This window comes from Acetobacter garciniae (assembly GCF_017377735.1).
GTDB lineage: Bacteria > Pseudomonadota > Alphaproteobacteria > Acetobacterales > Acetobacteraceae > Acetobacter > Acetobacter garciniae.
Window position 1 is genome coordinate 676,362 of sequence record NZ_JAFVMH010000001.1, and the last position, 14,132, is coordinate 690,493.

Annotated in this window: 14 protein-coding genes; 10 read left to right on the plus strand and 4 right to left on the minus strand. The window is 63.3% G+C overall.

Annotation, left to right across the window (positions count from 1 at the left end; translation table 11 throughout):
- The first annotated feature begins 7 nt into the window (after positions 1-7).
- The gene (locus tag J2D77_RS03005; protein ID WP_207844779.1) at positions 8-1,570 is read left to right on the plus strand and encodes an APC family permease; all 1,563 of its coding nucleotides are present in this window, start codon (positions 8-10) and stop codon (positions 1,568-1,570) included.
- Here the strand turns inward: J2D77_RS03005 and J2D77_RS03010 are convergent.
- Positions 1,552-2,655 carry an ATP-grasp domain-containing protein gene (locus tag J2D77_RS03010; RefSeq protein ID WP_230975417.1) on the minus strand — a complete coding sequence of 368 codons (1,104 nt, stop codon included), beginning with the start codon at positions 2,653-2,655 and terminating at the stop codon, positions 1,552-1,554. The genes J2D77_RS03005 and J2D77_RS03010 overlap by 19 nt on opposite strands.
- Positions 2,652-3,218, minus strand: coding sequence for a DedA family protein (locus J2D77_RS03015; protein ID WP_207844780.1), 567 nt, complete (start codon positions 3,216-3,218; stop codon positions 2,652-2,654). Before J2D77_RS03015 ends, J2D77_RS03010 begins: the two co-directional genes overlap by 4 nt.
- 226 nt (positions 3,219-3,444) lie before the next feature.
- Between J2D77_RS03015 and J2D77_RS03020 the strand changes: the two genes are divergently transcribed.
- The 8 genes from J2D77_RS03020 to J2D77_RS03055 are packed head-to-tail and all read left to right on the plus strand — an operon-like array spanning position 3,445 to position 11,315.
- Positions 3,445-4,455 (plus strand): lytic murein transglycosylase, encoded by a 1,011-nt coding sequence (locus tag J2D77_RS03020; protein ID WP_207844781.1) that lies wholly within the window; start codon positions 3,445-3,447, stop codon positions 4,453-4,455.
- Positions 4,452-5,309 carry a septal ring lytic transglycosylase RlpA family protein gene (locus J2D77_RS03025; protein WP_207844782.1) on the plus strand — a complete coding sequence of 286 codons (858 nt, stop codon included), beginning with the start codon at positions 4,452-4,454 and terminating at the stop codon, positions 5,307-5,309. The genes J2D77_RS03020 and J2D77_RS03025 overlap by 4 nt, the downstream gene beginning before the upstream one ends.
- 9 nt (positions 5,310-5,318) lie before the next feature.
- Positions 5,319-6,545: a D-alanyl-D-alanine carboxypeptidase family protein gene (locus J2D77_RS03030; RefSeq protein WP_207844783.1), complete on the plus strand. Its 1,227-nt coding sequence runs from the start codon at positions 5,319-5,321 to the stop codon at positions 6,543-6,545.
- Between the two features lie 15 nt (positions 6,546-6,560).
- Positions 6,561-7,187: a dTMP kinase gene (gene tmk, locus J2D77_RS03035; RefSeq protein ID WP_207844784.1), complete on the plus strand. Its 627-nt coding sequence runs from the start codon at positions 6,561-6,563 to the stop codon at positions 7,185-7,187.
- Complete coding sequence (locus tag J2D77_RS03040) at positions 7,180-8,139, plus strand: DNA polymerase III subunit delta' (RefSeq protein WP_207844785.1); 960 nt, start codon at positions 7,180-7,182, stop codon at positions 8,137-8,139. Before tmk ends, J2D77_RS03040 begins: the two co-directional genes overlap by 8 nt.
- On the plus strand, positions 8,136-9,674 hold the full coding sequence (gene metG / locus J2D77_RS03045) for a methionine--tRNA ligase (RefSeq protein ID WP_207844786.1): 1,539 nt from the start codon (positions 8,136-8,138) through the stop codon (positions 9,672-9,674). Before J2D77_RS03040 ends, metG begins: the two co-directional genes overlap by 4 nt.
- A complete protein-coding gene (locus tag J2D77_RS03050; RefSeq protein ID WP_207844787.1) occupies positions 9,671-10,477 on the plus strand; it encodes a TatD family hydrolase in 807 nt (268 codons plus the stop codon). The genes metG and J2D77_RS03050 overlap by 4 nt, the downstream gene beginning before the upstream one ends.
- Positions 10,478-10,511: 34 nt before the next feature.
- On the plus strand, positions 10,512-11,315 hold the full coding sequence (locus J2D77_RS03055) for an MBL fold metallo-hydrolase (RefSeq protein WP_207844788.1): 804 nt from the start codon (positions 10,512-10,514) through the stop codon (positions 11,313-11,315).
- A 196-nt stretch (positions 11,316-11,511) separates the two neighbouring features.
- On the opposite strand, the gene J2D77_RS03060 is transcribed toward J2D77_RS03055, so the two are convergent.
- Together J2D77_RS03060 and pdxH are read right to left on the minus strand one after the other, a co-directional pair.
- Entirely contained in the window at positions 11,512-12,390 is an 879-nt protein-coding gene (locus tag J2D77_RS03060; RefSeq protein WP_207844789.1) for a universal stress protein, read from the minus strand.
- A gap of 78 nt (positions 12,391-12,468) precedes the next feature.
- Positions 12,469-13,107: a pyridoxamine 5'-phosphate oxidase gene (pdxH, locus tag J2D77_RS03065; protein ID WP_207844790.1), complete on the minus strand. Its 639-nt coding sequence runs from the start codon at positions 13,105-13,107 to the stop codon at positions 12,469-12,471.
- A 182-nt stretch (positions 13,108-13,289) separates the two neighbouring features.
- Between pdxH and fabI the strand changes: the two genes are divergently transcribed.
- Positions 13,290-14,129, plus strand: coding sequence for an enoyl-ACP reductase FabI (fabI, locus tag J2D77_RS03070; protein WP_207844791.1), 840 nt, complete (start codon positions 13,290-13,292; stop codon positions 14,127-14,129).
- Positions 14,130-14,132 lie beyond the last annotated feature (3 nt).

Below are 14,132 nucleotides of genomic sequence, written 5' to 3' on the forward strand. Positions count from 1 at the left end.
CCACGCCATGCCTGCGCCAAAGCGCTGCAAGACGCTCGAAAGGCTGGAGCACGAAAACAGCACCCAGCGGCTGAAAAGAACGCTGGGGCCGCTGCACTTGACCGTGCTCGGCGTGGGCTCCACGATCGGTGCGGGCATTTACGTCATGACCGGCACGGCGGCGGCCGATTATGCGGGGCCTTCCATTCTGCTGTCGTTTATCGTGGCGGGGATTGCCTGCCTGTTCACGGCGCTGTCCTATGCGGAACTGGCCTCTGTCATGCCGGTGTCCGGTTCGGCCTATACCTACGCCTATGTCAGCATGGGGGAAGGCTGGGCATGGGCGGTGGGCTGGCTGCTTCTGCTGGAATACGGCGTGTCCTGTGCGGGTGTGGCAGCCGGTTTTTCGGGTTATGCAGTCAGCCTGGCGCATGATTTCGGGCTGCATGTGCCAAAAGCTCTGTCATCCACCACGTTGCAGATTATGACCAATGGGGCCGGGCGGCAGGTCGTGGCGGGCTGGCGCTTCGATCTGCCCGCGGCAGGGGCGATCATGGCGGTCAGCCTGCTGTTGGTCGTGGGGGTGCGGGAATCGTTCAGGATCAATGCCTGCGTGGTCTTGCTCAAGGTCGGCGTACTTGTGCTGTTCGTGGCCTTTGGCATCCGGCACGTTCACCCTGCCTACTGGGTGCCGTTCATTCCCCCGCATGAAGGGGGGTTCCATTACGGCATTCCCGGTATCTTCCGGGCGGCGTCGATCATTTTCTTTGCCTATGTCGGGTTCGAGGCCGTCTCCACCGCCTCGGCCGAGGCGCGTCACCCGCGGCGGGATGTGCCCTTGGGCATTGTGGCGGCCCTGGTCATATGCACGCTCGTGTACATGGTTGTCGCAGCAGTGTTGATTGGTGTCGTGCCATGGCGTTCCCTTGACGTGGCGGACCCGCTCGCCATTGCCGTGAACGCCATGAACGAGCCCTGGCTTGCGCTATGCGTCAAGCTTGGGGCGGTGATCGGGCTGTGCTCCGTCCTGTTGGGGCTGCTTTACGCCCAGAGCCGTATCTTTTTCGCCATGGCCGAGGATGGCCTGCTGTTTTCGGTCTTTTCGCGCCTGCATGGTCGTTTCCAGACACCATGGCTGGGCAGTCTTCTGCTGGGGCTGCTCGCGGCCGCTGCCACGGCGGTGCTGCCGATCGATATCATCAGCGATCTGGTCAGCCTGGGAACTGCGTCCGCATTCGGGATCGTCTGCCTGACCGTGATCTGGCTGCGCAATGCCGCACCCGAGGCACCCCGCCTGTTCTGCGTGCCGCTGGGCGGCTTTCATATCCGCGGAATCTGGATCGGTTACGTTCCGCTGCTGGGGATAGGCTTCTGCCTGGTCATGGTCGCCCCCTTATGCGCGGACATGGTTCTGGCCCTGCTGGCGGGCGATCCGCTGCCGTTGCTGCTTTTGATCGGATACGCCCTGTGCGGCTGGGCCGCATATCGCTTTTATGGCCGCGCGCATTCGCGGATCGGGCAGGAGGCCACGGCTTGCCCGCAGCAGGGGCTGGCGGTTCAATCGGGCAAGGGTCAGTCGTTCAGGGGGTAGGAGGCCAGGAGCCGCTTCTGGCGCCGCCACAGGCGAATGCCACGCCAAAGCGGGGTTGGTTTCCATCCCGCCGCCTTTTTCTTCGCCCCTATGCGAAAGGCTTCGCCATAATGGTGGAACTGCGCGCGATAGGCTTCCAGCAGGGTTGTGCGGGCATCCCAGATATGGGTGGCTTCCGAACCGACGCCGTTGATTTCGATAATTTCAAAATCCTCGCCCCGGCGCAGGCTGTCTTTCGAGCGGAACTTGATATCCACCCGCCCGAAATGGAAATCGGGAATATCGCGCATGATGGTATCCATCCGCGCGCATAATTCGGGCGTGATATCCGCAGCCCCGTTGCGAAAGATCGCCCCCTTGCAATGATTGCCCGCAAAAACAAGGTCGAGCTGCTCACCCTGGGGCAGCACGGTATCAAGGCGCGATTTCAGGCGTGGGGCATACAGATGCAGCACCTTGCTTGTGCGGCTGTCGCGCTGGAGCAGTTCAAGCACGGTGTGGCGCCCATCGCCCACCAGGGTCGGAATCTCCTTGTAGGTGAGGGAGGAAATCTCCCCCTGCGTTTTGTCCGGGTGGCGGATATAGAACACCCCGGCCTCATGCGGCCAGCGTATCAGTTTCTGGATGACCAGTTCGGTCGCGCGGGGGAATGCGGCAAGGGCCGTTGCAAGATCCTGTTCGGAGCGCACCAGTTTCACGCCCGTGCCATTGCAGCCGATATCGGGCTTGACCACGACGGGCAGGGTCAGTCCCCTGGCTGCAATGGCGTCAAGGGCGCGGGGCAGGTCGTTCATGCCCGTAACGAAGGTGGTATAGGGTGCGATCCAGCCGGCGGCATAGGGACCGGCCATGTCCAGTATGCTGCTTTTGCTTTCCCCGCACAGCCCGCCGGTGACAATACGCGGATTGGCCGCCGTCGGCACCGTGACATCGCGGTACCGCAGGCCCAGAAGGATCCAGTAGATCACGACGGGTGTATAGAAAATCCAGCCGGGCCAGAACTCGAACAGGGAAAGCGGGTTGGGCTTCTTGTCCGGCTCGGTCACGGTGGTGGTGCCCTCCACAGGGTCTGTTCGGGTGTTCATGCTTTGCGCTTCTGGATGCGGGCGAAGACATGCCCCATAAGACTGATGACAAGAACGAAGCCGCCTATGCCCACCCAGCGCCATGCCCCCAGATGCTGGAGCAGGAAATCGCCCACACGCAGGGACAGGGTGAATAACGCAGTCGTCCAGATCAGCGTCGCCAGGGCGGTGGCCAGGGTGAATACAGGCAACCCGGCATTGAGGAACCCGCAGGTCGTATAAAGCGGCAGGCGCGTGCCGGGAACGAAGCGGCTGATAAAAACCACCCAGAACAGGCGACGCGCCAGCCAGTCATGCGGCGCGCGCCGCTCGCTCAGCGTGACCCAGCGGCGTGCGGGTGGCCAGCACGCGGCCAGGCGGCCCAGCCCGTACAACCCGATATCGCCCAGGATAATGCCTGCATACAGCGCCAGAAGAGCCGTGAGGGGAGTAATGGTGTGCAGCCGGACCTGAATGGCGGTGATAACGGTTGCGGCGTCTTCGAGCACGAACGTGGCTAAAATGACAATCGCAACCTGAAGCAGCGGGCTGGCAGCGCTCAGTTCCAGAAGATGGTCCAGCAAGGAAAATCTGTTCTCCCGTCAAGGCAAGCGGGTACAGGCACAGGCGTACCGGCCGGTGGGACGAGCAGTAACAGGCGCTTTTGTCCGGCGGATGTCAAGTTGTGGCCCGGGCGCGACACTGTGCCTGCGGGCACGGCTCCACTGCGTGAAAAATGCGCGAGATATCCTGACAAGGGACGTGTTGCGCGGTAGTCTTGCGCCAAATAGCCGGAACGGATCAAAGCCGATGCTGCGAAGGACTTTGCTTGCTTGTGGCGTGGCCGCCCTGGGAACTTCTGCGGGGGTGGTCCCGGGGGGTACCACAGCGGTGGCGCGGCCATTATCGCCACACCCCAAGGCCGATGGAGGATACGCGGCTTTTCTGGCCGGGGTGCGGCGCCAGGCCGTGGCGCAGGGGCTTTCGGCCACGCTGGTTGCGCGCGCGCTTGCCCTGAGCCCACGCCCCAACGCCAAGGTTCTGCAAGCCGATCGCCACCAGCCGGAATTCACCCTGACATGGGCGCAATACAAGGATCGTGTCCTGACGGAAAAGAAACTGTCGGACGGGTTGGATGCAACGGCGCAGCGCGCGGACCTGCTGGGGCAGGTCAGCAGCCATTACGGGGTCAGCAAAGGGGCCATTGCGGGAATATGGGGGCTGGAATCAGCCTATGGCACGCGCATGGGCACTTATTCCGTCATCGATGCGCTGGCGACACTGGCCTATGACGGCCGCAGGGCCACCTTCTTCCGGGCCGAACTGCTCAAGGCCCTGCATATTCTGGGCGAAGGGGCCACAACCCCTGAAGGCATGCTGGGCAGCTATGCCGGGGCCATGGGGCAGCCGCAGTTCATGCCCAGTGCGTACGAACGCTACGCCGCCAGCTTTCCCGCCGGCGGGCGGGGCGATATCTGGCATAATGAAGGCGATGTCTTCGCCTCTATTGCAAACTATCTTGCCAGGTGCGATTGGCAGGACGGCCAGCCCTGGGGTGAAGAGGTCATGGTGCCCGACACGATGGACCAGGCTCTTCTGGGGCGTGCGGCGGTCAGGCCGATGGCGTGGTGGACGGAGCAGGGGGTCAGGCCGCGTGCGGGCAGTTTTGTGGGGTCTGCGCCCGAAGGCGCTGTTATCAGGCCGGACGGCCCCGGGGGCGAGGCGTTTATCGTCTACCATAATTTCAACGTCATCCGCCGGTACAACCCTTCGGATTTCTATGCGCTGGGCGTGGGCCTTCTGGGTGATGCAATAACGTGAAGAAAGCGGTTTTTCTCGGCTGCCTGGCGCTGGCAGCCTGTTCGCATGGCCAACGCGCCAGGCCCGATCCCCATTACGTGGTGGGCGCACCCTGGCAGGCGGATGGCCGCTGGTTCTACCCGCGTGAGGAATTTTCGTGGCAGGGTACGGGCGTTGCGGTCCGGCAGACCGGCAAGGACGGTGAACTGACCGCCGATGGAGAGGTGCGCGACAGCACCACCATGACTGGCAGCCACCAGAGCCTGCAACTGCCTTCCGTCGTAAGGGTCATCAACCTTGAAAACGGGCGTGAGGTCACGATCCGCCTGAACGACCGGGGGCCGGCCGAGGCCGGGCGCATGATCGCCCTTTCCGCCCGTGCGGCCGATCTGCTGGCCATGGGCCGCGGGCCAGCCCAGGTTCGCGTGGTGGAAGACGAGGCAGCCAGCCGCCAACTGGCCGAAACACTGCCGGGCGGGCCCATGCTCCAGATCAGTGCCGCCCCGCTGGAACGGGTGACGCAGACAGACCTTGGCGGCGCGCAGGGGGTAAGTGTGGTCGGGACCGATAGCGGCCCGCCCCCCGCCGATGGCGCGCCGCGCGCAGCCCCTGTCCTGCCTGACCTGCCCGCAGTCGTGCGCCAGGGCCAGCCGGGGCCGGGCACGTTCTGGGTGGAGACAATGGATTTCACCTCGCGCTACGCGGCCATGGTCCAGGCGGCGCGCCAGGGTGGCGTGCTGCGCCCCGCCATGGTCGGGCAAGGCATGTTGTGGGCTGTCCGCTTCGGCCCCTTTGTGACTATACAGGAGGCGGATGCGGCTTTGAAACGCGCGCTGGCCACTGGTTTAACCGGATCTCACCTCGTCGTCGAATAGGGAAAAAAGTTGCAGACTCGACGGTTTTTGCTCGCAGGGGGCGCAGCCCTTTTTTCTGGCGGCTTCGCGCTGAACGCCGCCGCACGCCCTCACCATGCCGGGGCCAGGCATGCCAAGGACAGCGCCACGCCGCCCGCCACCGGGCAGCAGGCAGGCGGGGTGGCCGACAGCCCGGCCATGACGCTGGTGGGCCCGCTCGACACCATGGCCCGCTGGGCCTGCATTCTCGATTACGGCAGCGGTGCCACCCTGCTTGAGAAGAATGCCGACGAGCGTATGCCGCCATCTTCCCTGACCAAGATGATGACGGCCTATGTCACCTTCGGCATGCTGCGTGCCGGCCGCCTCAAGCTCGATCAGGCGCTGCCGGTCAGCGAGAAGGCCTGGCGCATGCAGGGCTCGAAAATGTTTGTCCCACTCGGCCAGGGCGTGGCGGTGCAGGACCTGATCCAGGGCATGGTCATCCAGTCGGGGAACGATGCCTGCATTGTCCTGGCGGAAGGCATTGCCGGGTCGGAAGACCAGTTCGTGGCCCTGATGAACGATACCGCCACCAAGCTGGGCCTGCGCAATTCTCACTTCATGAATGCGACCGGCTGGCCGGATGCCAACCACTACATGTCCGCGCGGGATGTGGCCTATCTGGCGCTGCGTCTTATTCATGACTTTCCCGAATATTATCACTTTTTTTCCGAGAAAGAGTTTTTCTTCAACAAGATCAGGCAGGAAAATCGCAACAGCCTGGTGGTCAAGGGCCTGGCGGACGGGCTCAAGACCGGCCATACCGAAGCGGGCGGGTACGGGCTGTGCGCCTCCTCCGAACGGGATGGGCGGCGTGTGATCGTTGCGCTGAACGGCCTGCCCAGTTCGGGCGCGCGCGCCAATGAAGGCGAGCGGCTGATGGGCTGGGCGCTGGCCAATTTCGAAACCGCGCAGATCGTCAGCAAGGGCGATGTGGTCGATCAGGCCCCCGTGTGGATGGGCGCGGCACAGACCGTGCCCCTGCTTGCCGCGCAGGATCTGAAGCTGCTGCTCCCGCATGGCTGGCGTAACAGCACCCATATCGCGCTCGATTATAACGCGCCCCTTCTGGCCCCGGTCAGGCAGGGGCAGGAAGTAGGCCAGCTTACGGTATCCCTGCCGGGTGGCAGGCAGGCGGTCATTCCGGTCGTGGCGGGCCAGGCCGTGCCTGCTCTGGGCCTGGTGGCGCGCGCTGCCCGCCGCCTGCATTTGTAAGAAACGGGGTACTGAGTGTTCATAACGCTTGAAGGGGGGGAGGGGGTCGGCAAGTCCACGCAGTTGCGCCTGCTTGCCGATGCCCTGCGCTCGCACGGGCATGACGTGCTGGCCACGCGTGAACCGGGGGGCTCCCCCGGGGCCGAGGCGTTGCGCAACCTGCTGCTGTTCGGGGATGCGCCGCTGAGCCTGCGGGCCGAAATCCTGGCGCATTTCGCGGCCCGGTTCGATCATGTCGAGCAGGTGATCCGCCCGGCTCTGGCGGCGGGGCAGATTGTGCTTTGCGACCGGTTCACGGATTCAACCCTGGCGTATCAGGGTTATGGCCGGGCCGATGGTGATGCGGCCGTTCTTGAACTGATCCATGTGCTTGATGCGCAGTTGGGCCTGCGGCCGGACAGGACATTCCTGCTCGAAGCCCCGCGTGAGGTCGCACGGCAGCGCCTTGCCGTGCGCAAGGCCCCGACAGACCGGTACGAACAGGCGGATGAGGCTTTCCACGCCCGGGTTATTGCGGGTTTTCAGGCCATTGCCACGCATGATCCCCAACGGGTGCGGCGCATCGGCACGGCGCAGATCGGGGTGGAGGGCGTGAACAGCCTGATCATGAAAGAGATTCTAGCCGTCCTGTCGCATGGCTGAGGCAGAGGTTACAGACCCCCGCCAGGCGTCACTGGCGTTGCGCGGGCACAAGGCAGCCGTGGATATGTTCCGCCAGGCCCTGGCCAGCGGGCGATTGCCCCATGCGTGGCTGATTACCGGCCCAGCCGGTATTGGCAAGGCCACTTTTGCGTTTTTCCTTGCCCGTATCCTGCTGGGTGGGGAAGAAGCCCAAAGCCCCGCGGGCCGGCGTATATCGGCTGCGACCCATGCCGACCTTCTGGTGGTCGAACGCGGGTTCGATGAAAAACGCCAGCGCTACCGGGGGGAGATCGTGGCGGATGATGTCCGGCCCGTGAACGCCTTTTTGCACCGCACGGCGGCGGAAGGCGGCTGGCGTGTGGTGATTGTCGATGGCGCGGAATGGATGAACCGCAGTGCCGCCAACGCCATTCTCAAAATTCTGGAGGAGCCCCCGCCCGCCACCGTCCTGCTGCTGACCTGCGCCATGCCCGGCCGCCTGCTGCCCACCATCCGCAGCCGGTGCCGCCGTCTTGAACTGGGCCCCCTGGCCCCGGCCGACCTGGTGGCCCTTTTGCACCAGTCCGCCCCGCATGTATCCACGCATGAACTGGAGCGCGTGGCCGAAGCCGCCCAGGGTGCCCCGGGTCGCGCGCTTGCACTGCTGGCCGACAAGGGGGGTGAAATAGCAGGTTGTGTCGCAGCGGTGTTTGATGGTGTAAGTGCCCTGCGCGGATATGAGATTGCCGAAACCACGCTGCGCAAGGATTATGGTTTCGGACTGTTTTTTACCCTGTTGTCGGATCGGCTTCAGGATGCGGCCCGCACAGCCGCGCTGGAGGGAGACGCCCGCGCCAACACCCTGGCGCAAGCATGGGAGGCCGTAGGCCGGTTGCATGCGCAAAGCGAGCGTTTCAATCTGGACAAACAGCAAGCCCTTCTTGAAGCCATGACGATTGCGAGCCAAGCATGACCCGTCGTTTTTATGTTACTACTCCCATCTATTACGTGAACGGCGCGCCGCATATCGGCCACGCCTACACGTCGGTCGCGGCAGACGTGATGGCGCGCTTTCACCGGCTGGCGGGGGATGAGGTTTTTTTCCTGACCGGCACGGACGAACACGGCCAGAAGGTGGAGCAGGCGGCTGTCGCGGCAGGTGTCGCCCCCAAGGCCTTTGTGGACAAGGTCGCGGCCGATTTCCGCGCCATGGCCGATGCGATGGACATTTCCTACGACGATTTCATCCGCACGACCGAACCGCGCCATATCGCGGCAACCCAGGCCCTGTGGACAAGGGTGGCCCGGAACGACGCCATCTACCTCGACGCCTATGAAGGCTGGTACGCCCTGCGCGATGAATGCTTCTACAACGAGGACGAACTGGTGGATGGCCCCAATGGCCAGAAGCTGGCCCCCACGGGTGCTCCCGTGGAATGGGTGAAGGAGCCGTCCTACTTCTTCAGGCTTTCCGCCTTCCAGGATCGCCTTCTGGCCCTGTATGAGCAGCACCCGGAATTTCTGGGCCCCTATGGCACGCGCAATGAAATCATCAGCTTTGTCAAATCGGGGCTGCGCGACCTGTCCGTCAGCCGGACCAGCTTTAGCTGGGGCATTCCCGTGCCGGGCGATGACAAGCATGTCATGTATGTCTGGTTCGATGCGCTGGCCAATTACCTCAGCGCCCTGGGCTTTCCGGACGAACAGGCCCCGCGCATGGCATTCTGGCCCGCCAACCTGCACCTGGTCGGCAAGGATATCGCCCGTTTCCATGCCGTCTACTGGCCTGCCTTCCTGATGGCGGCGGGGATCGAGTTGCCAAAAAAGGTTTTCGCCAATGGCTGGTGGACCATCGAAGGCCAGAAAATGAGCAAGTCGCTGGGCAACGTGGTGGACCCGCGCGCCCTGGTGCAGGAATTCGGGCTGGATGCGGTGCGCTTTTTCATGCTGCGCGAAGTCCCGTTCGGGGGGGATAGCGACCTGTCGCGCAAGGCCCTGATCGCGCGCAACAATATCGAACTGGCGAACGACCTGGGCAACCTTGCCCAGCGGACACTGTCGCTGGTGGCGCGCAACTGCGGCGGTATCGTGCCCGAGCGGGGCCCCGCCACGGAGGAAGACAGCAAGCTGCTTGCCCAGGTTGCCCTGCTGCCCGAACTGCTGAGTGCCCAGCTTGAACGCTGCGCCCTGACCGACGCGCTGGAAGAGGTGTGGAAGACCATTCGCGCCTGCAACGCCTATATCGACCATCAGGCGCCATGGGCCCTGCGCAAGACCGACCCCGAACGCATGGCCCATGTATTGCGGGTGCTGCTGGATGCCATGCGCGGCATTGCCACCATGTTGCAGCCTTTCATGCCCGGCACCATGGGGCGTATGCTCGACCAGCTTGGGGTCGCGGCGGACGAGCGGAATTTCGCGGCGCTGGAACAGCCTTTGCCGGGCGGGCGGGCGTTGCCGCCGCCGCAGGGGCTGTTCCCACGTTATGTGGAGGCCGAGGCGGAATGAACGCAGCAGGATCACTGTCGGGGCTGATCGATACCCATTGCCATCTCGATCATTTTTCGGACGAGGAAATGCCAGCCCTGCTGGAAAGTGCCCGTGACGCGGGGCTTGTCGGCATGGTGACGATCGGCACGCGTCTTGCCCGGGCCGCGCAACAAAAGGAACTGGCGCAGCTTGATACGCCAGGCCTGCGGGTGTGGTGCACGGTCGGCACCCATCCCGATCATGTGGGGGAAGACCCCGTGCCGACCTCCGAGCAGATCGCGGCGGTGGCCGACGCGCCCCGGGTCATAGGGATTGGCGAGACGGGGCTGGATTACTTCCACGGGGCGGAAGAGGTGCGGCCCATCCAGCAGGAGAGTTTTCGCCAACATATTCGTGCCGCACGCATGCTGGATGTGCCGGTCATCATCCACGCGCGCCAGGCGGACGAGGATGTCGCCACCATTCTGGAGGAGGAATACGCCCAGGCCCCGTTCCCCATCCTGTTGCACTGTTTTGCATCCGGCCCCGAACTGGCCCGGCGCGTGCTGGACCTGGGCGGCTATATCAGTTTCTCGGGTATTGCGACCTTCCCCAAATGCGAGGAAATTCGCACCGTTGCGCGGGACATACCGGCCGAGCGTATCGTGGTGGAAACGGACTCGCCTTATCTGGCCCCGGTTCCCAAGCGCGGCAAGCGCAACCAGCCTGCGTTCGTGGCCTATACCGCGGCACGTCTGGCGCAGGAGCGCGGGCTGGAACTGGCGGATTTCATTGCCCTGACAACCGCCAATTTCCAGCGGCTTTTCCGCAAGGCAGCCTGATGATGTCACCCGTACCGACAAGGCGTGCTCCGGCATGAAAGTGACCATTCTGGGCTGTGGTGGCTCGGCTGGCGTGCCCATGCTGGGTGGGCATGACGGGCACGGGGAATGGGGGGCCTGTGACCCGAAGGAAAGCCGGAATATGCGCACGCGCTCTTCAATCCTGATCCAGATGGAAGACGGGGCAGGGGTGCTTGTCGATACGGGGCCCGATCTGCGTGCGCAACTGCTGGCCCAGGGCATTTCAAAATTCCAGGCTGTTATCTATACCCATGCCCATGCCGACCATATTGCCGGGATTGACGAGATCAGGGGCGTCAACCGTGCGATCGATCGGCCCCTGACCGCCTATGGCGCGGCGGAGGTCCTGGACGAGATCAAGGGCCGTTTCGCCTATATCTTCAAACCCTGGACACCGCCGGGATTTTTCCGTGCCGTGCTGGTCGCCCATCCGCTGCCTTTCGGGCAGAAAGTGGCGATAAACGGCTATGAGTTCCTGCTTTTCGAACAGGCGCATGGGCGGATCGGTTCAACCGGCATACGCTGTGGCGACTTTGCTTACAGCACGGATGTGGTGGAACTGCCCGAAATCGCATTCGGGCACCTTGAAGGGGTCGATACCTGGGTGGTGGACTGCTTCCAGCGCCAGCCGCACAGCGCGCATGCCTGGCTGGAGCGTGTGCTGGAATGGCGTGACCGTATTCAGCCCCGCCGCGTGATCCTGACCCATATGGGCCCTGACATGGACTGGGCATGGATGCAGGCCAACCTGCCCGAAGGTGTGGAGCCCGCCTGGGACGGGCTGACCCTGGACCTGCCCGACCCACCCGCCGCCTGAAAAATGGCCTGAAAAATCCAAAAGTTTTTGGGGAAGCTTTTTTCAAAAAGCTTCAGGAAGCGCCGCTTTTTTGAAAAAAGGTGAGAGCCGGAAATTCTAAGCTTTTTCCAACAGGCTGTTTCGAAATCGCACTTTAAGTGCAAGGCCACCCATCTGCGCGGGCATTAACGGCAGATGGGTGGGTGAGGGCCGCTGCCTAGCGGCTCATCAGCACCGCGATATCGGCATGTTCGAGCACATGGCGCGTAACACCGCCCAGAATAAGCTGGCGCAGGCGGGAATGCGAATAGGCCCCCATGGCCAGCATATCGGCATCAAAATCCTTGCACGCCGCCAGCAATCCCTTGCCGACATCCCGGTCCACGGGCGGGAATTCCACCGCATCGGCCTTGATGCCGTGAATGGCCAGGTATTCCAGCACCTCTTTCGCGCTGGGGCCACGGCGCTGGTAATCGTCGCAATGCAGCACACGCACGGCCTCGGCGGTCGCGGCCCAGGCCAGGGCGCCATGCAGCGCGGCGGAGGATTCGGCCGTGCCGTTCCAGCCAATGCACACACGCTTGATAAGCCCCTTGGGCGGCGTGCGGGACGCCATGACAACGGGGCGGCCGCTGTCGAACAGCACGGCATGCAGTGTCTCGGACGAGGAAATTTCCTCCCCCGAGTCCGGGTGCGGGACCAGGGTGAAATCCGAAAGACGCGCCTGGGAAGGGATAATGTCGGCTTCGGTCCCGCGCACGACCTTGAAGCTGACGCTCGGCCCGGTCATGGGAATGGGATCGTGCCCCGATACGAGCACCAGATCGGGGTGTTCGGCCACGAACTTGTCGAACAATGCGCGCACGTCATGGGCGTGGCGGGCGCTTTCATGCTCGGCCGTGCGCATCAGGTCTTCCACCATCGCACCCGACAGTCCTTCCCCCGCAAGGGGGGCAATGTCGCGCCCGTCGGGGCGGACATGCAGTACCGCAAGATGGGCGCCAAAACGCAGGGCAAAGTTGTAGCCCCGGGTCAGCGCCGCTTCCCCATTGGAAATACTGGGCATGGGAAGCAGGATCTTACGGACATCTTTCATGGTGTTCTCCTGGTTGCGCACTATGGGGGCCGGGGCTTGGGGCGGAAGGATGCCACCCACCCCGGCAGTTCTTTTTATTTACGGATAGAGACGCGTAACGTTCCATGCGCCTTCATGCGCACTCCATACGGCGCGGTCGTGCAGGCGGTAGGGGCGTTCGTTCCAGAATTCGAAATATTCGGGTTTGACGCGGTAGCCGGTCCAGTTTTCCGGGCGGGGAATGGGTCCGTCGGGGTAGCGGGCTTCGGCCTCGTGCAGGCGGGATTCGAAAATCGCGCGGTCGGCCAGGGGGCGCGACTGGTCCGAGGCAATGGCGCCCAGGCGGGAGATGCGGCTTCGACTCGCGAAATAGGCGTCGGCCTCGGCCGCGGTCACGGGGGATACGGCCCCTTCGATTCGGATTTGCCGCCGCAGGCTTTTCCAGTGGAACAGCAGGGCCACATGGGGGTTGCGCGCCAGTTCGTTGCCCTTGCGGCTATGGGCGTTGGTGTAGAAGACGAAACCGCGACGGTCCATGCCCTTGAGCAGGACAATCCGGCTGGACGGACGCCCGTCGGGGGTGGCTGTGGAAAGCACCATGGCGTTGGGGTCGTTGATTTCGGTTTTTTCAGCCTCACGCATCCAGGTTTCGAACAGCGTGAACGGATCGGCGCCCAGGTCGATCAAGGGAATATCCTGCGGCGCCTGCGCCGAGACCGAGCTGCTTGATTCCGTCATTGCTCCGAACCCACCATACTGCACGGGCAAACCAGTTTTGCCGCGTTTTCCATAACTTCCATACTCCTGCTACCGATGCGTTTGAAGTATGGTAATCGCCTTTGGGCTTGTTTCGGCCGCCCTGGTGTGCGACCAACCGCTACAACACGCTTCCTGCCAGAGAGAATAGTCGAGGTTTCTGCATGTCATCTCCCAGCACCGCATCACTCCCTACGGGTACTTTGATGAAAGGCAAGAAGGGCCTGGTGATGGGCGTTGCCAATGACAGATCCATCGCATGGGGCATTGCCTCGGCCGTGGCGGCACAGGGCGGTGAACTGGCCTTTACGTACCAGGGTGAAGCGCTGGGCAAGCGCGTGCAGCCTCTGGCCGAGAGCGTGGGGGCAAAGCTTGTCCTGCCCTGCGACGTAACGGATGACGCAGCGATTGACGAAACCTTCGCGACGCTTGAACGCGAATGGGGCACGCTGGATTTCGTGGTGCACGCCATTGGCTGGGCCGACAAGCAGTACCTGCGCGGGCGCTATGTGGATACCCCGCGTGAGGCGTTTCTGACCGCGCTGGATATTTCGTGCTATTCGTTCACGGCGGTCGCCCAGCGTGCGGCAAGGCTGATGAAAAATGGTGGCTCCCTGCTGACCCTGAGCTATCTGGGGGCAGAGCGCGTCATGCCGCATTACAATGTCATGGGCGTTGCCAAGGCCGCCCTTGAATCCTCGGTGCGCTACATGGCGGCCGATCTGGGGCGCGACGGGGTGCGGGTGAACGCCATTTCCGCCGGGCCGATCAAGACGCTGGCCGCCAGCGGCATTGGCGACTTCCGCTATATCCTGCGCTGGAACCAGTATAATGCCCCGCTGGAACGCAATGTCACACTCGAAGAAGTGGGTGGGGCAGGGCTTTACATGCTCTCCGACCTGTCTTCGGGGGTTACGGGCGAAGTGCACCATGTCGATTGCGGCTACCACATGGTTGGCATGAAAAACCCCACCGCCCCCGATATTTCCGTCGCCGGGGACTGAGGC